Source organism: Nocardia sp. NPDC051321, assembly GCF_044455225.1.
Lineage (GTDB): Bacteria > Actinomycetota > Actinomycetes > Mycobacteriales > Mycobacteriaceae > Nocardia.
The window spans coordinates 596,111-611,471 of the sequence record NZ_JBITEM010000002.1 but is presented as its reverse complement, the minus strand read 5'-3'; the positions used below and the strand labels follow the sequence as shown (position 1 = coordinate 611,471).

Sequence of the window (15,361 nt, the reverse complement as noted above, 5' to 3'; positions counted from 1 at the left end):
TCCTCATACCTGAAGTGAAGTTCAGGTCAAGCGCTGTTCGCCGACGGCGCACACGGTCAGCGAATACCGCTCGCTCGCTTACTCTTCCGCGTCGGCGTCGGCGTCGGCATCGGCATCGGCGCCCGTCTCCGGTGCGACCGCTTCCGGCCCGGCCTCGAGCAACAACCGGAATCCGTCCTCGTCGAGAATCGGCACGCCGAGCTCCTCTGCCTTCGCGGCCTTGGTCCCCGGCGAGTCACCGATCACCACGAACGCGGTCTTCTTCGACACCGACCCCGCGGCCTTGCCGCCGCGAATCAGGATCGCCTCCTTGGCGCCGTCGCGGGAGAACCCTTCCAGCGAGCCGGTCACCACAATGGACAGACCCTCCAGGGTGCGTTCGATGGACTCGTCGCGTTCGTCGGCCATCCGCACGCCCGCATCACGCCACTTGTCCACGATCTCGTGGTGCCAGTTGACGGTGAACCATTCCGCGACCGCGGCGGCGATGGTGGGTCCGACGCCGTCGGCGGCGGCCAGCTCCTCGGACGAGGCGTGCTGAATGCGGTCGAGGCTGCCGAATTCGCGGGCGAGCACCCTGGCCGCGGTGGGCCCGACGTGCCGGATGGACAACGCGACTAGCACCCGCCACAGCGGTCGATTCTTGGCCGTCTCCAGGTTCTCCAGCAGCCGCTTGCCGTTGGCCGACAGCTCGCCGTCCTTGTTGGCGAACAGCGTGGTGGTGAGCAGCGCGGCCTCGTCGAGGTCGAAGAGGTCGCCCTCATCGGTGATCGCCTGCGACTTCAGCAGATCATTGGCGGCCTCGTAGCCGAGCGACTCGATATCGAACGCGCCGCGACCGGCGACATGGAACACCCGCTCGCGCAGCTGCGCCGGGCAGAACTGCTGGTTGGGGCAGCGAATGTCGACGTCGCCCTCCTTTTGCGCCGCCAATTCGGTGCCGCAGGCCGGGCAGTGCGTCGGCATCACGAATTCGCGCTCCGCGCCGGTGCGCGCGTCGACCACCGGGCCGAGCACCTCCGGGATCACATCGCCCGCCTTGCGGATGGTGACCGTGTCGCCGATCAGCACGCCCTTGCGCTTGACCTCCGAGGCGTTGTGCAGCGTGGCCATCGAGACCGTCGAGCCCGCGATGGAGACCGGTTCCATCACCGCGAACGGGGTGACCCGGCCGGTGCGGCCGACGTTCACCTCGATGTTCAGCAGCTTGGTTGTCGCCTCCTCGGGCGGGTATTTGTACGCGATGGCCCAGCGCGGGGCCCGCGAGGTGGAGCCGAGGCGACGCTGCAGCGCCATCTCGTCGACCTTGATCACCTGGCCGTCGATCTCGTGTTCGATGTCGTGCCGGTGCACGCCCCAGTACTCCACGCGCTCGATGACGGCGTCGATGCCCTGCACCAGCCTGGTGTGCTCGGACACCGGCAGACCCCACGCGGCGAGCGCGCGGTAGGCCTCGTGCTGCGAGGCGGGGGCGTAGCCCTCGATGCGACCGAATCCGTGGCAGATCATCCGCAGCCTGCGCCGCGCGGTGACCGACGGATCCTTCTGCCGCAGCGAGCCCGCCGCGGTATTGCGCGGATTGGCATAGGGCGCTTTGCCTTCGGCCACGATGGCCGCGTTGAGCGTCTCGAAATCCTCGAGCCGCATGTACGCCTCGCCGCGCACTTCCAGCAGCGTCGGGAGCGGAAACTCATCGGTCGGTGTCAGCTCACCGGGGATGTCCTCGATGGTGCGTGCGTTGAGCGTGACGTCCTCGCCGGTGCGTCCGTCGCCCCGGGTGGCGCCGCGCACCAGCCGCCCGTTCTCGTAGACCAGGTTGAGCGCGACACCGTCGATCTTCACCTCGCACAGATAGTGCAGATCGGACCCGGTCTCAACCTCCACCCGGCTGGCCCAGGTGCGCAGCTCGTCGAAGTCGAACACATTGTCCAGCGACAGCATCCGCTCGAGATGATCGACCGCGGTGAAGTCGGTCGCGAATCCGCCGCCGACCAGCTGGGTGGGCGAATCCGGGGTGAGCAGATCGGGATGCTGCTCCTCCATCGCCTGCAACTGCCGCAGCAACGCGTCGAACTCACCGTCGGTGATGATCGGTGCGTCGCGCACGTAGTAGCGGAACTGATGCTCACGCACCTCGTCCGCCAGCCGCTGCCACTCGACGCGCTGTTCCGCCGTCGCCGGGGCCGCCGCGCTCGCGCCATTGTTCACCGCACCACTGTCACTCACCCCACGCACATTAGCGGAGCCCACCGACATCTCACGGCAGTGTTAGCGCACGTCGCAGCACTGGATGTCACGGTGCGGCGGCACCGGCTACGAGTCGGTCACGCGATGCCCGACGGCTCCTCGAAGGTGAGTGACTCGGGGTCTTCGGCGTAGGCGCGAGCGACCTCGGCGGCCAGGCCGACGGCCTTGCGGGCCCAGGCCAGCGACGCGTTGCCCAGGCCGCAGGCGGGGCTGACCAGGACCTGCGCGGCCAAGGTGGTGCGCGCGAAGCCGAGGCGGTCGATGAGGCGGACGCCCGGTTCGGCGATGTCGCGCCAGGTCGGCGGCGCGGCCGGGGCGGTGGTCGGGACAAGGCCGAGAACCAGATGTTTGCCGGCGTCCAGAATTTCGCCGATGCTGTCGAGGTCGCGGGTACCGATCGTGGCGATGTCGAATCCGATTGCGGCGGCGGTACTTCGCCGCAGGAAGGCGAGCGCGGGCGGTTCAGCACAACTGTGGATCAGCACCGGCGCGGACTGGGCGGCGATCACCGTGTCCAGGATGGCGAGCGCCTCGGGTTCGGGCAGCGACCGGACGCCGTCGAGCATGCTGACGCCGCTCAATGAGCCTTCGAGTACGGCGGCCAGCGACGGTTCGTCCAGTTGCAGAACAACTTCCGCGCCGAGTCTGTTACGGACCTCGGCGACGTGGTTCACCAGGCCCTCGGCCAGCGATTCCGAAAGATCGCGCAGCGCACCGGGATCAGTGACAGCTAGGTGTCCGCTCGGCAATTCGACCTGTGCCGCGAGGGTCAGCGGACCGGCCACCTGCAGCTTGATCGGGCGGCCAGAGCCCGCCGAACCCGCTGTCTCCCATGCCTCTTCGAGTGCGTCGAGGTCGCCGCGGAGCAGATCGCGAGCGCGGCGGGACACCCCGCCCGGACGCGGCGCGAGCCGATAGCCCCGGGTGGTGGTGTCGAATCGCATGTCGACAAGCAGCGCCGACATCCGGCCGATCATGTCCGCGCCCGCGCCGCGACCCGGAAGTTCCACCAGATGTGGCAGATCCGGCAATTCGCCGAGCACGATGGTGGCGGCCTCGCGGGGATCAGCTCCCGGCCAGGAACCGACACCGGTCGCGATCCGGCCGCGCAGTCCGCTCGATGCGGGGTTGTCCTCGGCGTCGCTCACTCGGTCGATGTCAGTGCCTTTCGCGTTCTGGTACACCGTTGTTCGCTTCCGTCAGTCGATCGTGGTGCGCCACCGGAGGCCCGGTCACGGCCTGATCAGTATGCGCGGCAGGCCTATTCGCCGAACTGGCGCGATCCGGTGCGAATCGCGCCCTGCGACGCGGCCCCGAGGTAACCCTCGCACATCGGCGCGCGGGCCGGGCTTACCGCGTAGCAGCGGACCCCACGTCGCTACCGAGCGCGGCGCTGTCGACGCCGCCGGTACCGGAGATGGTTCCGCTGCCGATCACCAAGTCCCCCAGCTCATCCGGGCGATACAGCACCACCGCCTGGCCGCGCGCGACGCCGGTCAGCGGCGCACGCAGGCGGACGGACAGCCCGTCGCCGACCGCCTCGGCGATGGCCGGCGCGGTGCCGCCGTGCGCGCGCACCTGCACGACGCACTCGATCGGCCCGTCCGGTGCGGCACCGGAGGTCCAGATCGCGCGCTCCGCCTCGATGCCCCACACCTGCAGGTCCTCGACCGAGCCGACGCGCACGGTGCCGGAATCGGGATCGATGCCGGTCACATAGCGCGGCTTACCGTCGGCGGCCGGGCCGGGCAGCCCGAGCCCCTTGCGCTGACCGATCGTGAACCCGTGCACGCCTTCGTGATCCGCGAGCTTCTGGCCGTCGGCGTCGACCACGGCACCGGGCCGGATGCCGATCTTGGCGCCGAGGAAGGCCTGGGTGTCGCCGGACGGGATGAAGCAGATGTCGTGGCTGTCCGGCTTGTTCGCGACGGCCAGCCCACGCTCGGCGGCCTCCTCGCGAATCCGCGGCTTCGGGGTGTCGCCGACGGGGAACATGGCGCGCGACAGCTGCTGCGCGTTGAGCACCGCGAGCACGTACGACTGGTCCTTGTCGGCGTCGACGGCCCGGCGCAGCACGCCGTCGTCGAGCCGCGCGTAGTGCCCGGTGACCACGGCGTCGAAGCCGAGGGCGAGCGCGCGATCGGCCAGCGCGGAGAACTTGATCTTCTCGTTGCAGCGCAGGCACGGATTCGGTGTCTCGCCGGCCGCGTAGGCGGCGACGAAATCGTCGATCACGTCTTCCTTGAAACGATCGGCGAAATCCCAGACGTAGAAGGGGATACCGAGCACGTCGGCGGCCCGCCGCGCGTCACCGGCGTCCTCCTTCGAGCAGCAGCCACGCGACCCGGTACGCAACGTGCCCGGCGACGCGGACAGCGCGAGATGCACGCCAACCACCTCGTGCCCGGCTTCGACGGCACGCGCCGCCGCCACCGCCGAATCAACACCACCACTCATCGCGGCAAGTACCCGCATCAAACACCTCCCTTCGCACCGGCCAGACCCGCGGCCCTGGCCCGCTCAACCACCTGGGGCAGCACACCCAACAGCGCGTCCACATCGGCGCGAGTCGAGGTGTGCCCCAACGAAAAACGCAGCGACCCACGGGCCTGCCACTGTTCGACACCCATCGCGATCAACACGTGGCTCGGCGACGCGACACCCGCGGTACAGGCCGACCCGGTCGAACACTCGATCCCCGCGGCGTCCAGCAGCATCAGCAGCGAATCGCCTTCGCAGCCGGGGAAAGTGAAGTGCACGTTGCCGGGCAGGCGCCGTTCGCCGGGGGCGCCGTTGAGCACCGCGTCCGGCTCGATGGCAAGCACGCCGTCGATCAGCGCGTCCCGCAACGCGGTCAATTCCGCGGTGCGCGTGGGCAATTCGATCGCCGTCTGGCGCAACGCGCTGGCCAGGCCGACCGCGGCCGCGGTATCCGACGTGCCGGAACGCAGGTCACGTTCGTGCCCGCCGCCGTGCAGCAGCGGCACACACGGCACCTGCCTGCCGAGCAGCAGCACGCCGACGCCGTGCGGCCCGCCGACCTTGTGTCCGGCGAAGCTGGCCGCCGACAATCCGCTCGCGGCGAAGTCGATCGGCAGTTGCGCCGCGGCCTGCACCGCGTCACTGTGCATGGGCACGCCGAATTCCTGTGCCACGGCGACCAATTCGCCGATCGGCTGGATGCTGCCGACCTCGTTGTTCGCCCACATGACGGTGACCAGCGCGACGTCGTCGGGGTTGGCCGACAGCGCGGCGCGCAGCGTGCGTGGCGAGACGACGCCCTCGGCGTCCACCGGCAGCCAGGTCACCCTGGCGCCTTCGTGCTTCTCCAGCCACTCCACCGCGTCGATCACCGCGTGATGCTCGACCGAGCTGACAATGATCCTGGTCCGGCGCGGGTCGGCATCCCGGCGCGCCCAGTAGATGCCCTTGACCGCCAGATTGTCGCTCTCGGTCCCGCCGGAGGTGAAGATGACCTCCGAGGGCCGGGCACCGAGATCGGCGGCGATGGACTCGCGCGCCTCCTCCAGCGTCCGCCGGGCGACGCGGCCCGAGCCGTGCAGCGACGACGCGTTGCCCGCCATCCCGAGCGCAGCCGTCATCGCCTCGATGGCGGCAGTGAACATCGGAGTGGTGGCCGCATGATCGAGGTAGACCGTATGGGCCGCCGCACCGTGGACCGGACCCGAAAAAGCCGCCTTCATGACCAATAAAGCCTATCCCAGCCTTGACCTGCGCATCTTGGGGGTATCCCCTCGCTGCCTACGTTTATCTACGACTCACCCACGATGCGCAACAGGCCGACCGTCTTCCGGTATTCCCAAAACCCGCGTGTCCTCGCGCTCGACGACCGTGTCCGGAACCTGCGATCGCGGCGATGTCACACCCGGGAACGCTGCTTCGTCTACCAGGCAACCAGGCAGACAAGCTGCTGAACGAACAAAGGATTCACCAATGAACGTCGCCTACTACATCGTCGGTGTGATTGCCGCTCTGTGGATCGGGTTCTCGGGGTACTCGCTGGCCGCGCAGAAGCAGTTCGTGGTCGAGCCGCTGCAGCAGTACGGGGTGCCGCGGTCGTGGTGGAACTGGCTGGCGCTGGCCAAGTCGGCCGGGGCACTCGGGTTGATCGTCGGGTTCTTCGTGCCAGCTATCGGGATCGCGGCGGCCGTGTGCCTGATCGCGTACTTCTTCGGCGCATCGGCGACCGCGATTCGGGCACGCTCGTACCAGACCGCGATTTTCCCGGTGCTGTACCTGGTCCCGGCCGCCGCCACCCTGGCGCTGCAACTCGCTCGGTAGCCACGACCCCTGTTAGCTGCCGACCTCTTCGACGCGACGGCCGCGCCCGCGCAGGATGGGGCGAATGCGACGAGGTGGCCTGCGGACCTCTGGTGCGTCCGAGCCGACCGACGGGTCCTGAACCCGGGTCTTGCCCGCCTCGATCCACACCGTGGCGTCGAGCGCACCGTGCCGCGACAGCTCCGCGCCGCGGATGGCGGCCGCGCAGCGACGAGCCAGATCGCGTCGGTCGGAGCCCGGCTGCTGCACCGATTCCAGGACCACCTCGGCGACCATGCCGCGCGAACGCAGCACGCGCCGGGCGGACGAGGCGAAGGTGTCCTCGCCGACGAATCCGGGCACCGTGCACTGGGCCCCGTGCCGATCCAGGTAGCGCAGCCGCACCGGCTGCACCGGAGTCGCGGTGTCGACCGCCGCTTGGAACAGCGCTGGCCGCATGCTGCCGTACGCGCGACCACACCAGGTGGTGCCCTCGGGGAACACCGCGATCCGCTCGCCCGCGGTGAGCCTGGCACTGATCTGCGCGATCACACCGGGCAGCGCGCGCAGCTTTTCCCGTTCGATCGGGATGACCCGCATCAGCGTCGCCAGCTTGCCGAGCACCGGCCAATCGACCATGTCGGCCCGAGCGACGAAGCCGAGTGGCTGCACCGCGGCGAGCGCGACGATATCGGTCCAGCCGATGTGCCCGACGACGACCATGACGCCGGTACCGGAGGGCCCGTAAACGGCGGGCGCGGTGCTGCCCTCATCGACAGCACCGCGCTCGTTCAGGTCGATCCGGCGATCGACGATCCGCAATTCCATGCCGAGACAACTCAACAACGTGCGCGCGTAGCAGCGTTGCAGACGTTCGCGTTTGCCTTGTGGCGTAACCAGATTCACCATCGGAAAGCTGACGAGCAGCCCGGCGACGCCGAGCAGCCTGCCGATCACCCGGCCGGTGCCGACCTGGTCGATCGACTCGATGCAGCCGAGCCCACACGGGCTCGACGGCATCCACGCGTGTGCGGTGGCCTGTGCGGGCGGCGCGTCGAAGACCACAGTCCTCACCGTCCCCCGTCGAAGGTCGCGGCGGCGTCTTGTAAGCGGTTCAGGTAGCGGGTGTTGATGGTGTCCAGGCCGAGGATGGCCACGAAATCGGCCACCCCGAAGTCCGGGTCGTGGGCGGGCTCGCCGCAGATCTCCGCGCCGAGGCGCAGGTAACCGCGCAGCAGCGGCGGCAGCTTGGGGCGGGCGGGCGGGGTCATGTCGTCGAGGGTTTTGCCGTCGACGACCACCGGGCGAATCGGGCGCACCCGCTGTTCGGGATCGGAGGCGTGCCTGCCGAGCAGCAGGTCACGCACGCCGCGCACGTTCACGCCGGGTTCGTCGGTTGGGCTGTCCTGCATGGGCACCGAGACGCAGCCCATCACCCAGTCGTAACCGGTGAGCTGGATGTAGTGCAGGATGCCCGCCCACATCAGGGTGAGCACCGAGCCGTTGCGGTGGTCGGGGACGACGCAGGCACGGCCCATCTCGACGATCCGGCGGCCCGCCGGATCCAGTTGGGAGAGATCGAATTCCGTGGCCGTGTAGTAACCGCCCGCCGCGGCGACCTGGTCCGGCGGCAGCATTCGGTAGCAGCCGACGAAGTCTTCGGTGCGGTCGTCACGGACCAGCAGGTGATCGCAGTGCTCGTCGAACCGGTCGGCGTCCAGACCGGTGCCGTTGTCGGGGATATGGAATCCGGGCTCGCTCGCGAACACTCCGTAGCGCAGTCGCTGCGCCGCCGCGCGGTGCTCTGCGTCGGACGAGACGACCAGCGAGTACCGTGACCGTTCCACCCCGGAGTCCGTCGAGCGCGCCGGGGCTGTCAACACGGACGTAATAGTCATATCGTCAATGAACCCAGCCGCAGACTGCGCTGGAGCAACCCCGAGGTGTCCCCGCGATGCCGGTTCAGTGAACGAGATGATGATCACACCGAGCGTTCACCGGACCGTCGCGCCCCGTTCGCGCCCGCGCGCCACAACCGCGTCTTTTGCCTGATTATGGCTTCTCGCCGAACACTTTTCGAGATGGGCCGCCGTCGCGAAAGAGCCGCATCGCGAGGTGTTCGCGATGCGGCTATCGACGGCAGAGCTGCCTTAGGCGGCCGTTTTCTCCACTTCGCGGGCCGGCTCGGCGGTCTTGTTCACCTCGGCGAAGCCGGGGCGGCCGGTGCCGATGAAGGCGACCAGCCAGGAGGCGACCGCGGCGAAGCGGTTGCGGAAGCCGACCAGGTAGAACAGGTGCACCGCGAGCCACATGAACCAGGCGATCAGGCCGCGGAAGGTGATCTTGTCGTTCAGCTTGGTCACCGCGCTGAACCGGCTGATCACCGCCATGCTGCCCTTGTCCCAGTACTTGAACGCGGTGCCCGCCTGCTTCTTTCGGCGAATGATGTCGGCGGCGTGCCTGCCCTCCTGCATGGCCACCGGCGACTGGCCCGGGTAGCCGTTCAGCGAGGTCATGTCGCCGATCGCGTAGATGTCGGCGTAGCCGCCGACGGTCAGGTCGGGATTGATCAACAGCCTTCCGGCACGGTCGGTTTCGACGCCGGTGGCCTCCGCGAGCACCTTCGCGAAGCCGCCGACCTGCACGCCCGCCGACCAGACGATGGTCTCCGCCGCGATGCCGCGTTCGACACCGCTCTTGTCCTTGACGGTGACCTTGCCCTCTTCGATGTCGGTGACGAAGGTGCCGAGCAGCACGTCGACACCGGTGCGGGTCAACGACTTCTTCGCGTATTCGGACAGCCCGCCGCCGAACGGTGGCAGCACCTCGCCAGCGCCCTCCACCAGGGTGACCGAAACTTCTTGGTGGTAATACCTTTTCGCGAGTTCCTTCAGCTGACCGGCCACCTCGACGCCGGTCGCGCCCGCCCCGACCACCACGAAGCTCAGCAGCCTGCGCTTGGTCTCCTCGTCCGCGCCCGCGGCCTCGGCGAAGACCCGCTGGATCTGCGCGCGCAGCAGCTTCGCGTCGTCGATGGTCTTGAGCGAAAAAGTCTTCTCGGCGAAATCGTCGCGGCCGAAGTAGGACTGGCTGGCACCGGTGGCGGCGATCAGCGAGCCGTACCGAATCCGGCGCTGCTCGCCGTTGTGCTCATAAGTGACGATCGCCTTGTCCGGATCGATGGCAACCACCTTGCCGAGGCGCACGTCGGCCTCGCGGTGACGGCGCAGAATGGCAGCGATCGGCGGCGCGATCTCCTCCGATGCCAGCACACCGGTCGCTACCTGGTACAACAACGGTTGGAACAGGTGCTCCGGCGTGCTGGAGATCAGCACGTAATCGATACCCGACTTGGCAAGTTGCTTGGCGGCGGAAAGTCCGCCGAACCCCGATCCGACGATGACGACACCCGCGGTTTCGATTCCCGCATCCACGTACTGCATGACAGCCTCCTTCTCTCATTACCAACCGTCATCGGGAACGAAGATATTTCAGGAGTTAGGGCGCATAATCTAGATGACTCTTATCTCGATCCGTCATTAATCGGAGGCGCTGTGGAACTTCGGCAGCTCACCTACTTCGTGGCCGTCTGCGAGGAGCTCAGCTTCAGCGGAGCCGCCGCGAGGTGCTTTATCTCACAGTCCGCGATCAGCCATCAGATCTCCCGGCTCGAGCGCGATCTCGGCGTGCAGTTGTTCGAGCGCTCGACAAGATCAGTAGTGGCCACCGACGCCACCGCACGGCTACTTCCCCTTGCGAAACAGATGCTGAGCCTCGAGTCGGCGATCCGGGCCGCGGTGCGGACCGTCGGCCCGCGGATCCGGCTCGCCGCGAACATGTCCTTCGCGACCCGATCGCTGTCGGCGATCGCGGGTGCCCGCGCGACGCATCCCGAGGCGGAGATCGAGTTCGTGATCAAACCGTTCCGGCAGCGGATCACCGCGGTGGCCGACGGCGACTGCGACCTCGCGCTCATCCGCGGCAGCGTCGACCAGCCGGGGCTAGAAGTGGAGCAGCTGTGGGTCGAGGATCTGGTGATCGCCACCTCGAGCGCGCACCCGCTGGCCACCAGGGAGACGGTGACGCTCTCGGACCTGAGCCGTTATCCGCTGCTGCTGCCGCCCGAACAGGAACAGGTGTTGCTGCACAACGTGATTCGGTCCGCGTTCGCCGAGCTGCCCACCGGGCCGACGTTCGGGCCGCCGATTCCGCCCGATCACACCGCGACCTTGGAGCTGATCAACCGGCCCGACGCCTGGACGGTCCTCTATGCGGAAAGCTCCACCGAGGGTTTGGTCGTGCTCAAACTGGCCGACCAGAAGCTGCGCATCCCGGTCTCCGCGGTGCTGCGCAGCGACGTCCGCCGCTCACCGATCCTCACCACGTTGCTCGCCGGACTCCATCGCCACTGATCGATAGGCGAACGACCCCGAGCCGGAGCTCAGGGTCGTTCGTTATGAATCCTTCAGTGCACAAGCGTGTTCGCTCAAGCGTTCTCCCGAGCGAAGCTGCGGGCACCGATCACCATGAGCACCAACGCAACCGCCACGGTAACGCCGGTGCCGAGGTAGACATCGGTGCTGCCGAAGTCGCCGCGGAACAGCGCCCGCGCGGCATCGACGGTGTGCGAGAACGGATTTACCTTCGCGATGTACCGCAGCCAGTTCGGCCCGACGGCCATCGGCAGCAGGATCCCGGACAGCAGCATGATCGGCAGGGTCAGCGTGTTGAGCACGGAGGCAAGCGTGCCCTCGTCCCTGGCCCATAGCCCCAGCGCGTAGGACGCGGACGCGAGCCCGGCCGACATCACCGCGATCAGCAGCACCGACAGCACCAAACCCAGTGGGTCCGGCCGCAATCCGAACGCCAGCACCGCGACGCCTACCAGGACCAAGGCCTGCACGATCAGCACGACCATGTCCTTGAGCACCCGGCCGAGCAGCAGCGCGCCCCGGTCCGCGGGCGTAACCCGTTGCCGCTCTATGACTCCCGCACGCAGCTCCGAGATGATGGCGAATCCGGCATACAACGAACCCATCAGGCCGGTTTGGATGACCAAGGCTGGCGTGAGGATCTTCCACGGGTCGATATCGGTGCCGAGCGAGGGCGCGATCCCTTTGATCAACGGACCGAACAGCACCAGATACAGCACCGGTTGGGACAGCCCGATCATCACCCACATGGGGTTGCGCAGGTTGGCTCGCAGCTGGGACCAGAAGATCAGCCCGGTGTCGTGCGCGAACCTCATGATCGATTCCCTTCTCGCAGTGAACGTCCGGTGATAGTGAGGAACACATCCTCGAGGCTCGGCCGTTTGACGGTAATCGCGCCCGCCGCGATACCCCGCTCGTCCAGCGCCCGTAGCAGCGGCACGACAGCGGCATCACCTCGCTCGACCGTCAGGTGCACCACCGTCGCGTCCGCGTCCGCCGCGCGCACCGCCGACCTCGGCTGGAGCACCGCCTCGGCCACCTCGAGCACGAGATCGGCTTGCTCGTCGGCGATTTCGAGGCTGACCACATCGCCGGAGATCCGCCGCTTGAGTTCGTCGGGCGAGCCCTCGGCGACCACGACGCCGTGGTCCATCACCAGCAGCCGGTCACAGAGCGCGTCGGCCTCGTCCAGGTAGTGCGTGGTGAGCACGACCGTGGTGCCCCGATCCCGCAGTCGGCGAATGTGTTCCCACAGGTTGGCCCGGCTCTGCGGATCCAGGCCGCTGGTCGGCTCGTCCAGGTAGATCAGCTTCGGGCCGTGCATGAGGCCGAGCGCGATGTCGACGCGCCGCCGCTGACCACCGGACAGCTGGGCGCATTTGCGCCCGGCGAGGCCGTCCAGATCCAGCGCGGCCATCAGCTCTTCGGCATTGCGCAGGGCCTGCTCCTTGCTGAGACCGAAAAGCCTTGCCTGCAGCACTAATTCGTCGATGACGAGTTCGAGGTCGTTGGTCATGCCGCCCTGCGCGACATACCCGATCCGCGAACGCACGGTCCGCGCCTCGGTGCGCAGGTCGGCGCCGGAGATGGTCGCCTCGCCCGCGGTGGGCTCGATCAGCGTGCTGATCATCCGCAGGGTAGTTGTCTTGCCCGCGCCGTTCGGGCCTAGGAGACCGAGGATTTCGCCGTCGTGCACGGCGAAATCGACCCCCTTGACCGCCTCGACGGGACCGGTTCTGGTGTTGAACGTTCGGGCAAGCCCACGCACCTCGATGACCGCGGTACGTGTGCGGCCACGAACAGTGTCGATCGTTTCCACACCGCTTACGGTAGGAACGATCGACTGAATAGTCAAGCTTTACTATTCAGGCTTGATCATGACATCGGCGACTCCAGCGTGCTCGACTTCGCGAAGACGCCACTCCACACATCGAGTTCGCCGGATTCGATGCGCGCCAACGTCTTTCGCGACCAGTTCAGATCCGCCCGCAGATGGTCGGCAGCGAGCCGGACGGCGTCGGCGACGTGGTGCGGCTCAGTCTCGGTCGGGTCACCACTACCCGCCAGAATCCGGGCCTCCTCCCGTTCCAGCTGCACGATCTCGGCCTCGAACTTGAGAATCCGGCTGCGCAACGCGGCCACGACCTCTTCGCGCGGCGCCTGCGGAAACATCGACACCGCAGCGACGTACGGATGCCGCAGCAACTCCGCGGACCACAACGACTCGCGCACCATCTCCCCGAACACCTTCTCCCCTTCGGGAGTGATGCGATAGGTCGTTCGCTCCGGCCGCGCGCCATCCTGCCCCACCCCTTCGACGGCGATCAGCCCGTCGCGCTGCATCGTTTTGAGCGCGCCGTAGATCGAGCCGGGCTTCACGTTCGCCCAGTTTTCCGCCCGCCAGGACAGCAGCTCACGCCGAACGTCATAACCATGCACCGGTTGCAGCATCCGCGTCACCGCAAGCACCAGCATCCGTGTCGTAGGAACAGCCATACCCGCAGGCTATCGCACCCGCGACGCTGTAACGGAACCTCTTCCCGCACAGCGGGTTCCGGATACACGAACGGCCCCGAGCCGAAGCCAGGGGCCGTTCGATGATGCTGCTGCGAATCAGCCCTTGTGCGACTTGACCGCTTCGGTCAGCTGCGGGGCGACGTTGAACAGGTCGCCGACGATGCCGTAGTCCGCGATCTCGAAGATCGGGGCCTCTTCGTCCTTGTTGACCGCGACGATGGTCTTCGAGGTCTGCATGCCTGCCCGGTGCTGGATGGCGCCGGAGATGCCGAGGGCGATGTAGAGCTGCGGCGAGACCGTCTTACCGGTCTGGCCGACCTGGAACTGGCCCGGGTAGTAGCCGGAGTCGACCGCGGCACGCGAGGCGCCGACGGCGGCACCGAGCGAGTCGGCCAGCTCCTCGACCACCGAGAACTTCTCGGCGGAACCGACGCCACGACCACCGGAGACGACGATGCTCGCCTCGGTGAGCTCCGGACGGTCACCGCCGACGATCGGCTCGCGAGCGGTCACCTTGACGACGCCGTCTTCCTGCGCGGGCACCTCGACGGTGACCTTCTCGCCGGCACCGGCCTGCGCGGACGCCTCGATGGCGCCGGGGCGCACCGAGATCACCGGCACGTCGCCGGTGGCCTTGGCATCGACGGTGAACGCGCCACCGAAGATGGAGTGCACGGCGGTGCCGTCGGACTTCACGTCGATCACGTCGACCAGCAGGCCGGAGCCGATGCGGGCGGCGAGGCGGCCCGACACCTCCTTGCCTTCGGCCGAGGCGGCGACGATGACGGCGGCCGGGGAGACCTGCTCGGTCAGCGCGGCGAGCACGTCGATCTTCGGGGTGAGCAGGTAGTTGTCCACGTCGTCGGATTCGGCGATGTAGACCTTCTCCGCACCGGCCGCGGCGAGCGCGTCGGCCAGCTTCTCGCCGGTGCCCGCGGTGCCGAGCACGACGGCGGCAGGCTCGCCCAGGTTGCGGGCGGCGGTGAGGAGTTCGGTGCTGACCTTCTTGATCGCACCGTCCGCGTGCTCGATGAGCACAAGTACTTCAGCCATTTGTGTTCTCTCCTAAGCAGATCGGCGGGATCAGATGATCTTCTGACCGACGAGGTACTGGGCGATCTTGGTGCCGCCGTCGCCTTCGTCCGTGATCTTCTCGCCCGCGGTCCGCGGCGGCTTCGGGGTGGCGCCGGTGACGGTGGTGCCCGCGTTCGCGACACCGACGGTCGACGGGTCGACACCCAGATCGGCCAGCGTGAAGGTCTGCACTTCCTTCTTCTTCGCGGCCATGATGCCCTTGAAGGACGGGAAGCGCGGCTCGTTGATCTTCTCGGTCACGCTGACGATGGCCGGGAGGGTGGCCTCCAGCTTGAAGACGCCATCATCGGTCTCGCGCTCGCCGGTGATCTTGTCGCCGTCGATGGTGAGCTTGCGCAGGTGCGTCAGCTGCGGCAGGCCGAGGTACTCGGCGATGATCGCGGGGACCGCACCGGCGCGACCGTCGGTCGCCTCGTTGCCCGCGATGACCAGCTCGACGCCTTCGACCTGGCCGAGCGCGCTCGCCAGCGCCCAGGCGGTCTGCACCGCGTCGGAGCCGTGGATCGCCGGGTCGTTGATGTGAATGGCCTTGTCGGCGCCCATGGACAGCGCCTTGCGGATGGCCTCGGTGGCCCGGTCCGGACCGGCGGCAAGCACGGTGACCTCGCCGCCCTGCGCCTCCTTGATCAGCAGCGCTTCTTCGACGGCGCGCTCGTTGATCTCGTCGAGGACGGCGTCGGCGGCTTCGCGATCGAGGGTGTAGTCACCATCGGTCAGCTTGCGCTCGGACCAGGTGTCGGGAACCTGCTTGATGAGTACGACGATGTTCGGCATCGGTCTTCGTCGAC

At 67.8% G+C, this 15,361-nt stretch carries 14 protein-coding genes; 2 read left to right on the top strand and 12 right to left on the bottom strand.

The window, feature by feature from the left end; genetic code table 11:
* Positions 1-78: 78 nt before the first annotated feature.
* The 4 genes from ligA to ACIA8C_RS06885 all read right to left on the bottom strand — a co-directional run bounded on the left by ligA (position 79) and on the right by ACIA8C_RS06885 (position 5,951).
* Entirely contained in the window at positions 79-2,208 is a 2,130-nt protein-coding gene (gene ligA / locus ACIA8C_RS06900) for an NAD-dependent DNA ligase LigA (RefSeq protein ID WP_397131832.1), read from the bottom strand.
* Between the two features lie 116 nt (positions 2,209-2,324).
* Positions 2,325-3,395 carry a methionine synthase gene (locus ACIA8C_RS06895; protein WP_397131704.1) on the bottom strand — a complete coding sequence of 357 codons (1,071 nt, stop codon included), beginning with the start codon at positions 3,393-3,395 and terminating at the stop codon, positions 2,325-2,327.
* A 202-nt stretch (positions 3,396-3,597) separates the two neighbouring features.
* Entirely contained in the window at positions 3,598-4,722 is a 1,125-nt protein-coding gene (gene mnmA / locus ACIA8C_RS06890) for a tRNA 2-thiouridine(34) synthase MnmA (RefSeq protein ID WP_397131702.1), read from the bottom strand.
* Positions 4,722-5,951: a cysteine desulfurase family protein gene (locus ACIA8C_RS06885; RefSeq protein ID WP_397131700.1), complete on the bottom strand. Its 1,230-nt coding sequence runs from the start codon at positions 5,949-5,951 to the stop codon at positions 4,722-4,724. The genes mnmA and ACIA8C_RS06885 overlap by 1 nt, the downstream gene beginning before the upstream one ends.
* 250 nt (positions 5,952-6,201) lie before the next feature.
* Between ACIA8C_RS06885 and ACIA8C_RS06880 the strand changes: the two genes are divergently transcribed.
* Positions 6,202-6,549: a DoxX family protein gene (locus ACIA8C_RS06880; RefSeq protein WP_397131698.1), complete on the top strand. Its 348-nt coding sequence runs from the start codon at positions 6,202-6,204 to the stop codon at positions 6,547-6,549.
* Between the two features lie 12 nt (positions 6,550-6,561).
* Here the strand turns inward: ACIA8C_RS06880 and ACIA8C_RS06875 are convergent, their stop codons facing one another.
* From ACIA8C_RS06875 to ACIA8C_RS06865, 3 genes are all read right to left on the bottom strand, one after another.
* Entirely contained in the window at positions 6,562-7,602 is a 1,041-nt protein-coding gene (locus ACIA8C_RS06875) for a lysophospholipid acyltransferase family protein (RefSeq protein ID WP_397131696.1), read from the bottom strand.
* The gene (locus ACIA8C_RS06870) at positions 7,599-8,426 is read right to left on the bottom strand and encodes a GNAT family N-acetyltransferase (RefSeq protein ID WP_397131694.1); all 828 of its coding nucleotides are present in this window, start codon (positions 8,424-8,426) and stop codon (positions 7,599-7,601) included. Before ACIA8C_RS06870 ends, ACIA8C_RS06875 begins: the two co-directional genes overlap by 4 nt.
* A gap of 252 nt (positions 8,427-8,678) precedes the next feature.
* Entirely contained in the window at positions 8,679-9,971 is a 1,293-nt protein-coding gene (locus ACIA8C_RS06865) for an NAD(P)/FAD-dependent oxidoreductase (protein ID WP_397131692.1), read from the bottom strand.
* Positions 9,972-10,082: 111 nt separating this feature from the next.
* Between ACIA8C_RS06865 and ACIA8C_RS06860 the strand changes: the two genes are divergently transcribed.
* On the top strand, positions 10,083-10,940 hold the full coding sequence (locus tag ACIA8C_RS06860) for a LysR substrate-binding domain-containing protein (protein ID WP_397131690.1): 858 nt from the start codon (positions 10,083-10,085) through the stop codon (positions 10,938-10,940).
* 74 nt (positions 10,941-11,014) lie between these two features.
* On the opposite strand, the gene ACIA8C_RS06855 is transcribed toward ACIA8C_RS06860, so the two are convergent.
* The 5 genes from ACIA8C_RS06855 to ACIA8C_RS06835 form a co-directional block, all read right to left on the bottom strand.
* Positions 11,015-11,776 (bottom strand): ABC transporter permease, encoded by a 762-nt coding sequence (locus ACIA8C_RS06855; protein ID WP_397131688.1) that lies wholly within the window; start codon positions 11,774-11,776, stop codon positions 11,015-11,017.
* Positions 11,773-12,780, bottom strand: coding sequence for an ATP-binding cassette domain-containing protein (locus tag ACIA8C_RS06850; protein ID WP_397131686.1), 1,008 nt, complete (start codon positions 12,778-12,780; stop codon positions 11,773-11,775). The genes ACIA8C_RS06855 and ACIA8C_RS06850 overlap by 4 nt, the downstream gene beginning before the upstream one ends.
* Positions 12,781-12,836: 56 nt before the next feature.
* Positions 12,837-13,457 carry a PadR family transcriptional regulator gene (locus ACIA8C_RS06845; protein ID WP_397131684.1) on the bottom strand — a complete coding sequence of 207 codons (621 nt, stop codon included), beginning with the start codon at positions 13,455-13,457 and terminating at the stop codon, positions 12,837-12,839.
* Between the two features lie 117 nt (positions 13,458-13,574).
* A complete protein-coding gene (locus tag ACIA8C_RS06840) occupies positions 13,575-14,531 on the bottom strand; it encodes an electron transfer flavoprotein subunit alpha/FixB family protein (protein ID WP_397131682.1) in 957 nt (318 codons plus the stop codon).
* Between the two features lie 30 nt (positions 14,532-14,561).
* The gene (locus ACIA8C_RS06835) at positions 14,562-15,347 is read right to left on the bottom strand and encodes an electron transfer flavoprotein subunit beta/FixA family protein (RefSeq protein WP_397131680.1); all 786 of its coding nucleotides are present in this window, start codon (positions 15,345-15,347) and stop codon (positions 14,562-14,564) included.
* Positions 15,348-15,361 lie beyond the last annotated feature (14 nt).

Coding starts and splice junctions, on each gene's coding strand:
- ACIA8C_RS06870 (WP_397131694.1), bottom strand. CDS start 8,426: ATGACTATTACGTCCGTGTTGACAGCCCCGGCGCGCTCGACGGACTCC.
- ACIA8C_RS06840 (WP_397131682.1), bottom strand. CDS start 14,531: ATGGCTGAAGTACTTGTGCTCATCGAGCACGCGGACGGTGCGATCAAG.
- ACIA8C_RS06885 (WP_397131700.1), bottom strand. CDS start 5,951: ATGAAGGCGGCTTTTTCGGGTCCGGTCCACGGTGCGGCGGCCCATACG.
- ACIA8C_RS06865 (WP_397131692.1), bottom strand. CDS start 9,971: ATGCAGTACGTGGATGCGGGAATCGAAACCGCGGGTGTCGTCATCGTC.
- ACIA8C_RS06845 (WP_397131684.1), bottom strand. CDS start 13,457: ATGGCTGTTCCTACGACACGGATGCTGGTGCTTGCGGTGACGCGGATG.
- ACIA8C_RS06855 (WP_397131688.1), bottom strand. CDS start 11,776: ATGAGGTTCGCGCACGACACCGGGCTGATCTTCTGGTCCCAGCTGCGA.
- mnmA (WP_397131702.1), bottom strand. CDS start 4,722: ATGCGGGTACTTGCCGCGATGAGTGGTGGTGTTGATTCGGCGGTGGCG.
- ACIA8C_RS06880 (WP_397131698.1), top strand. CDS start 6,202: ATGAACGTCGCCTACTACATCGTCGGTGTGATTGCCGCTCTGTGGATC.
- ACIA8C_RS06835 (WP_397131680.1), bottom strand. CDS start 15,347: ATGCCGAACATCGTCGTACTCATCAAGCAGGTTCCCGACACCTGGTCC.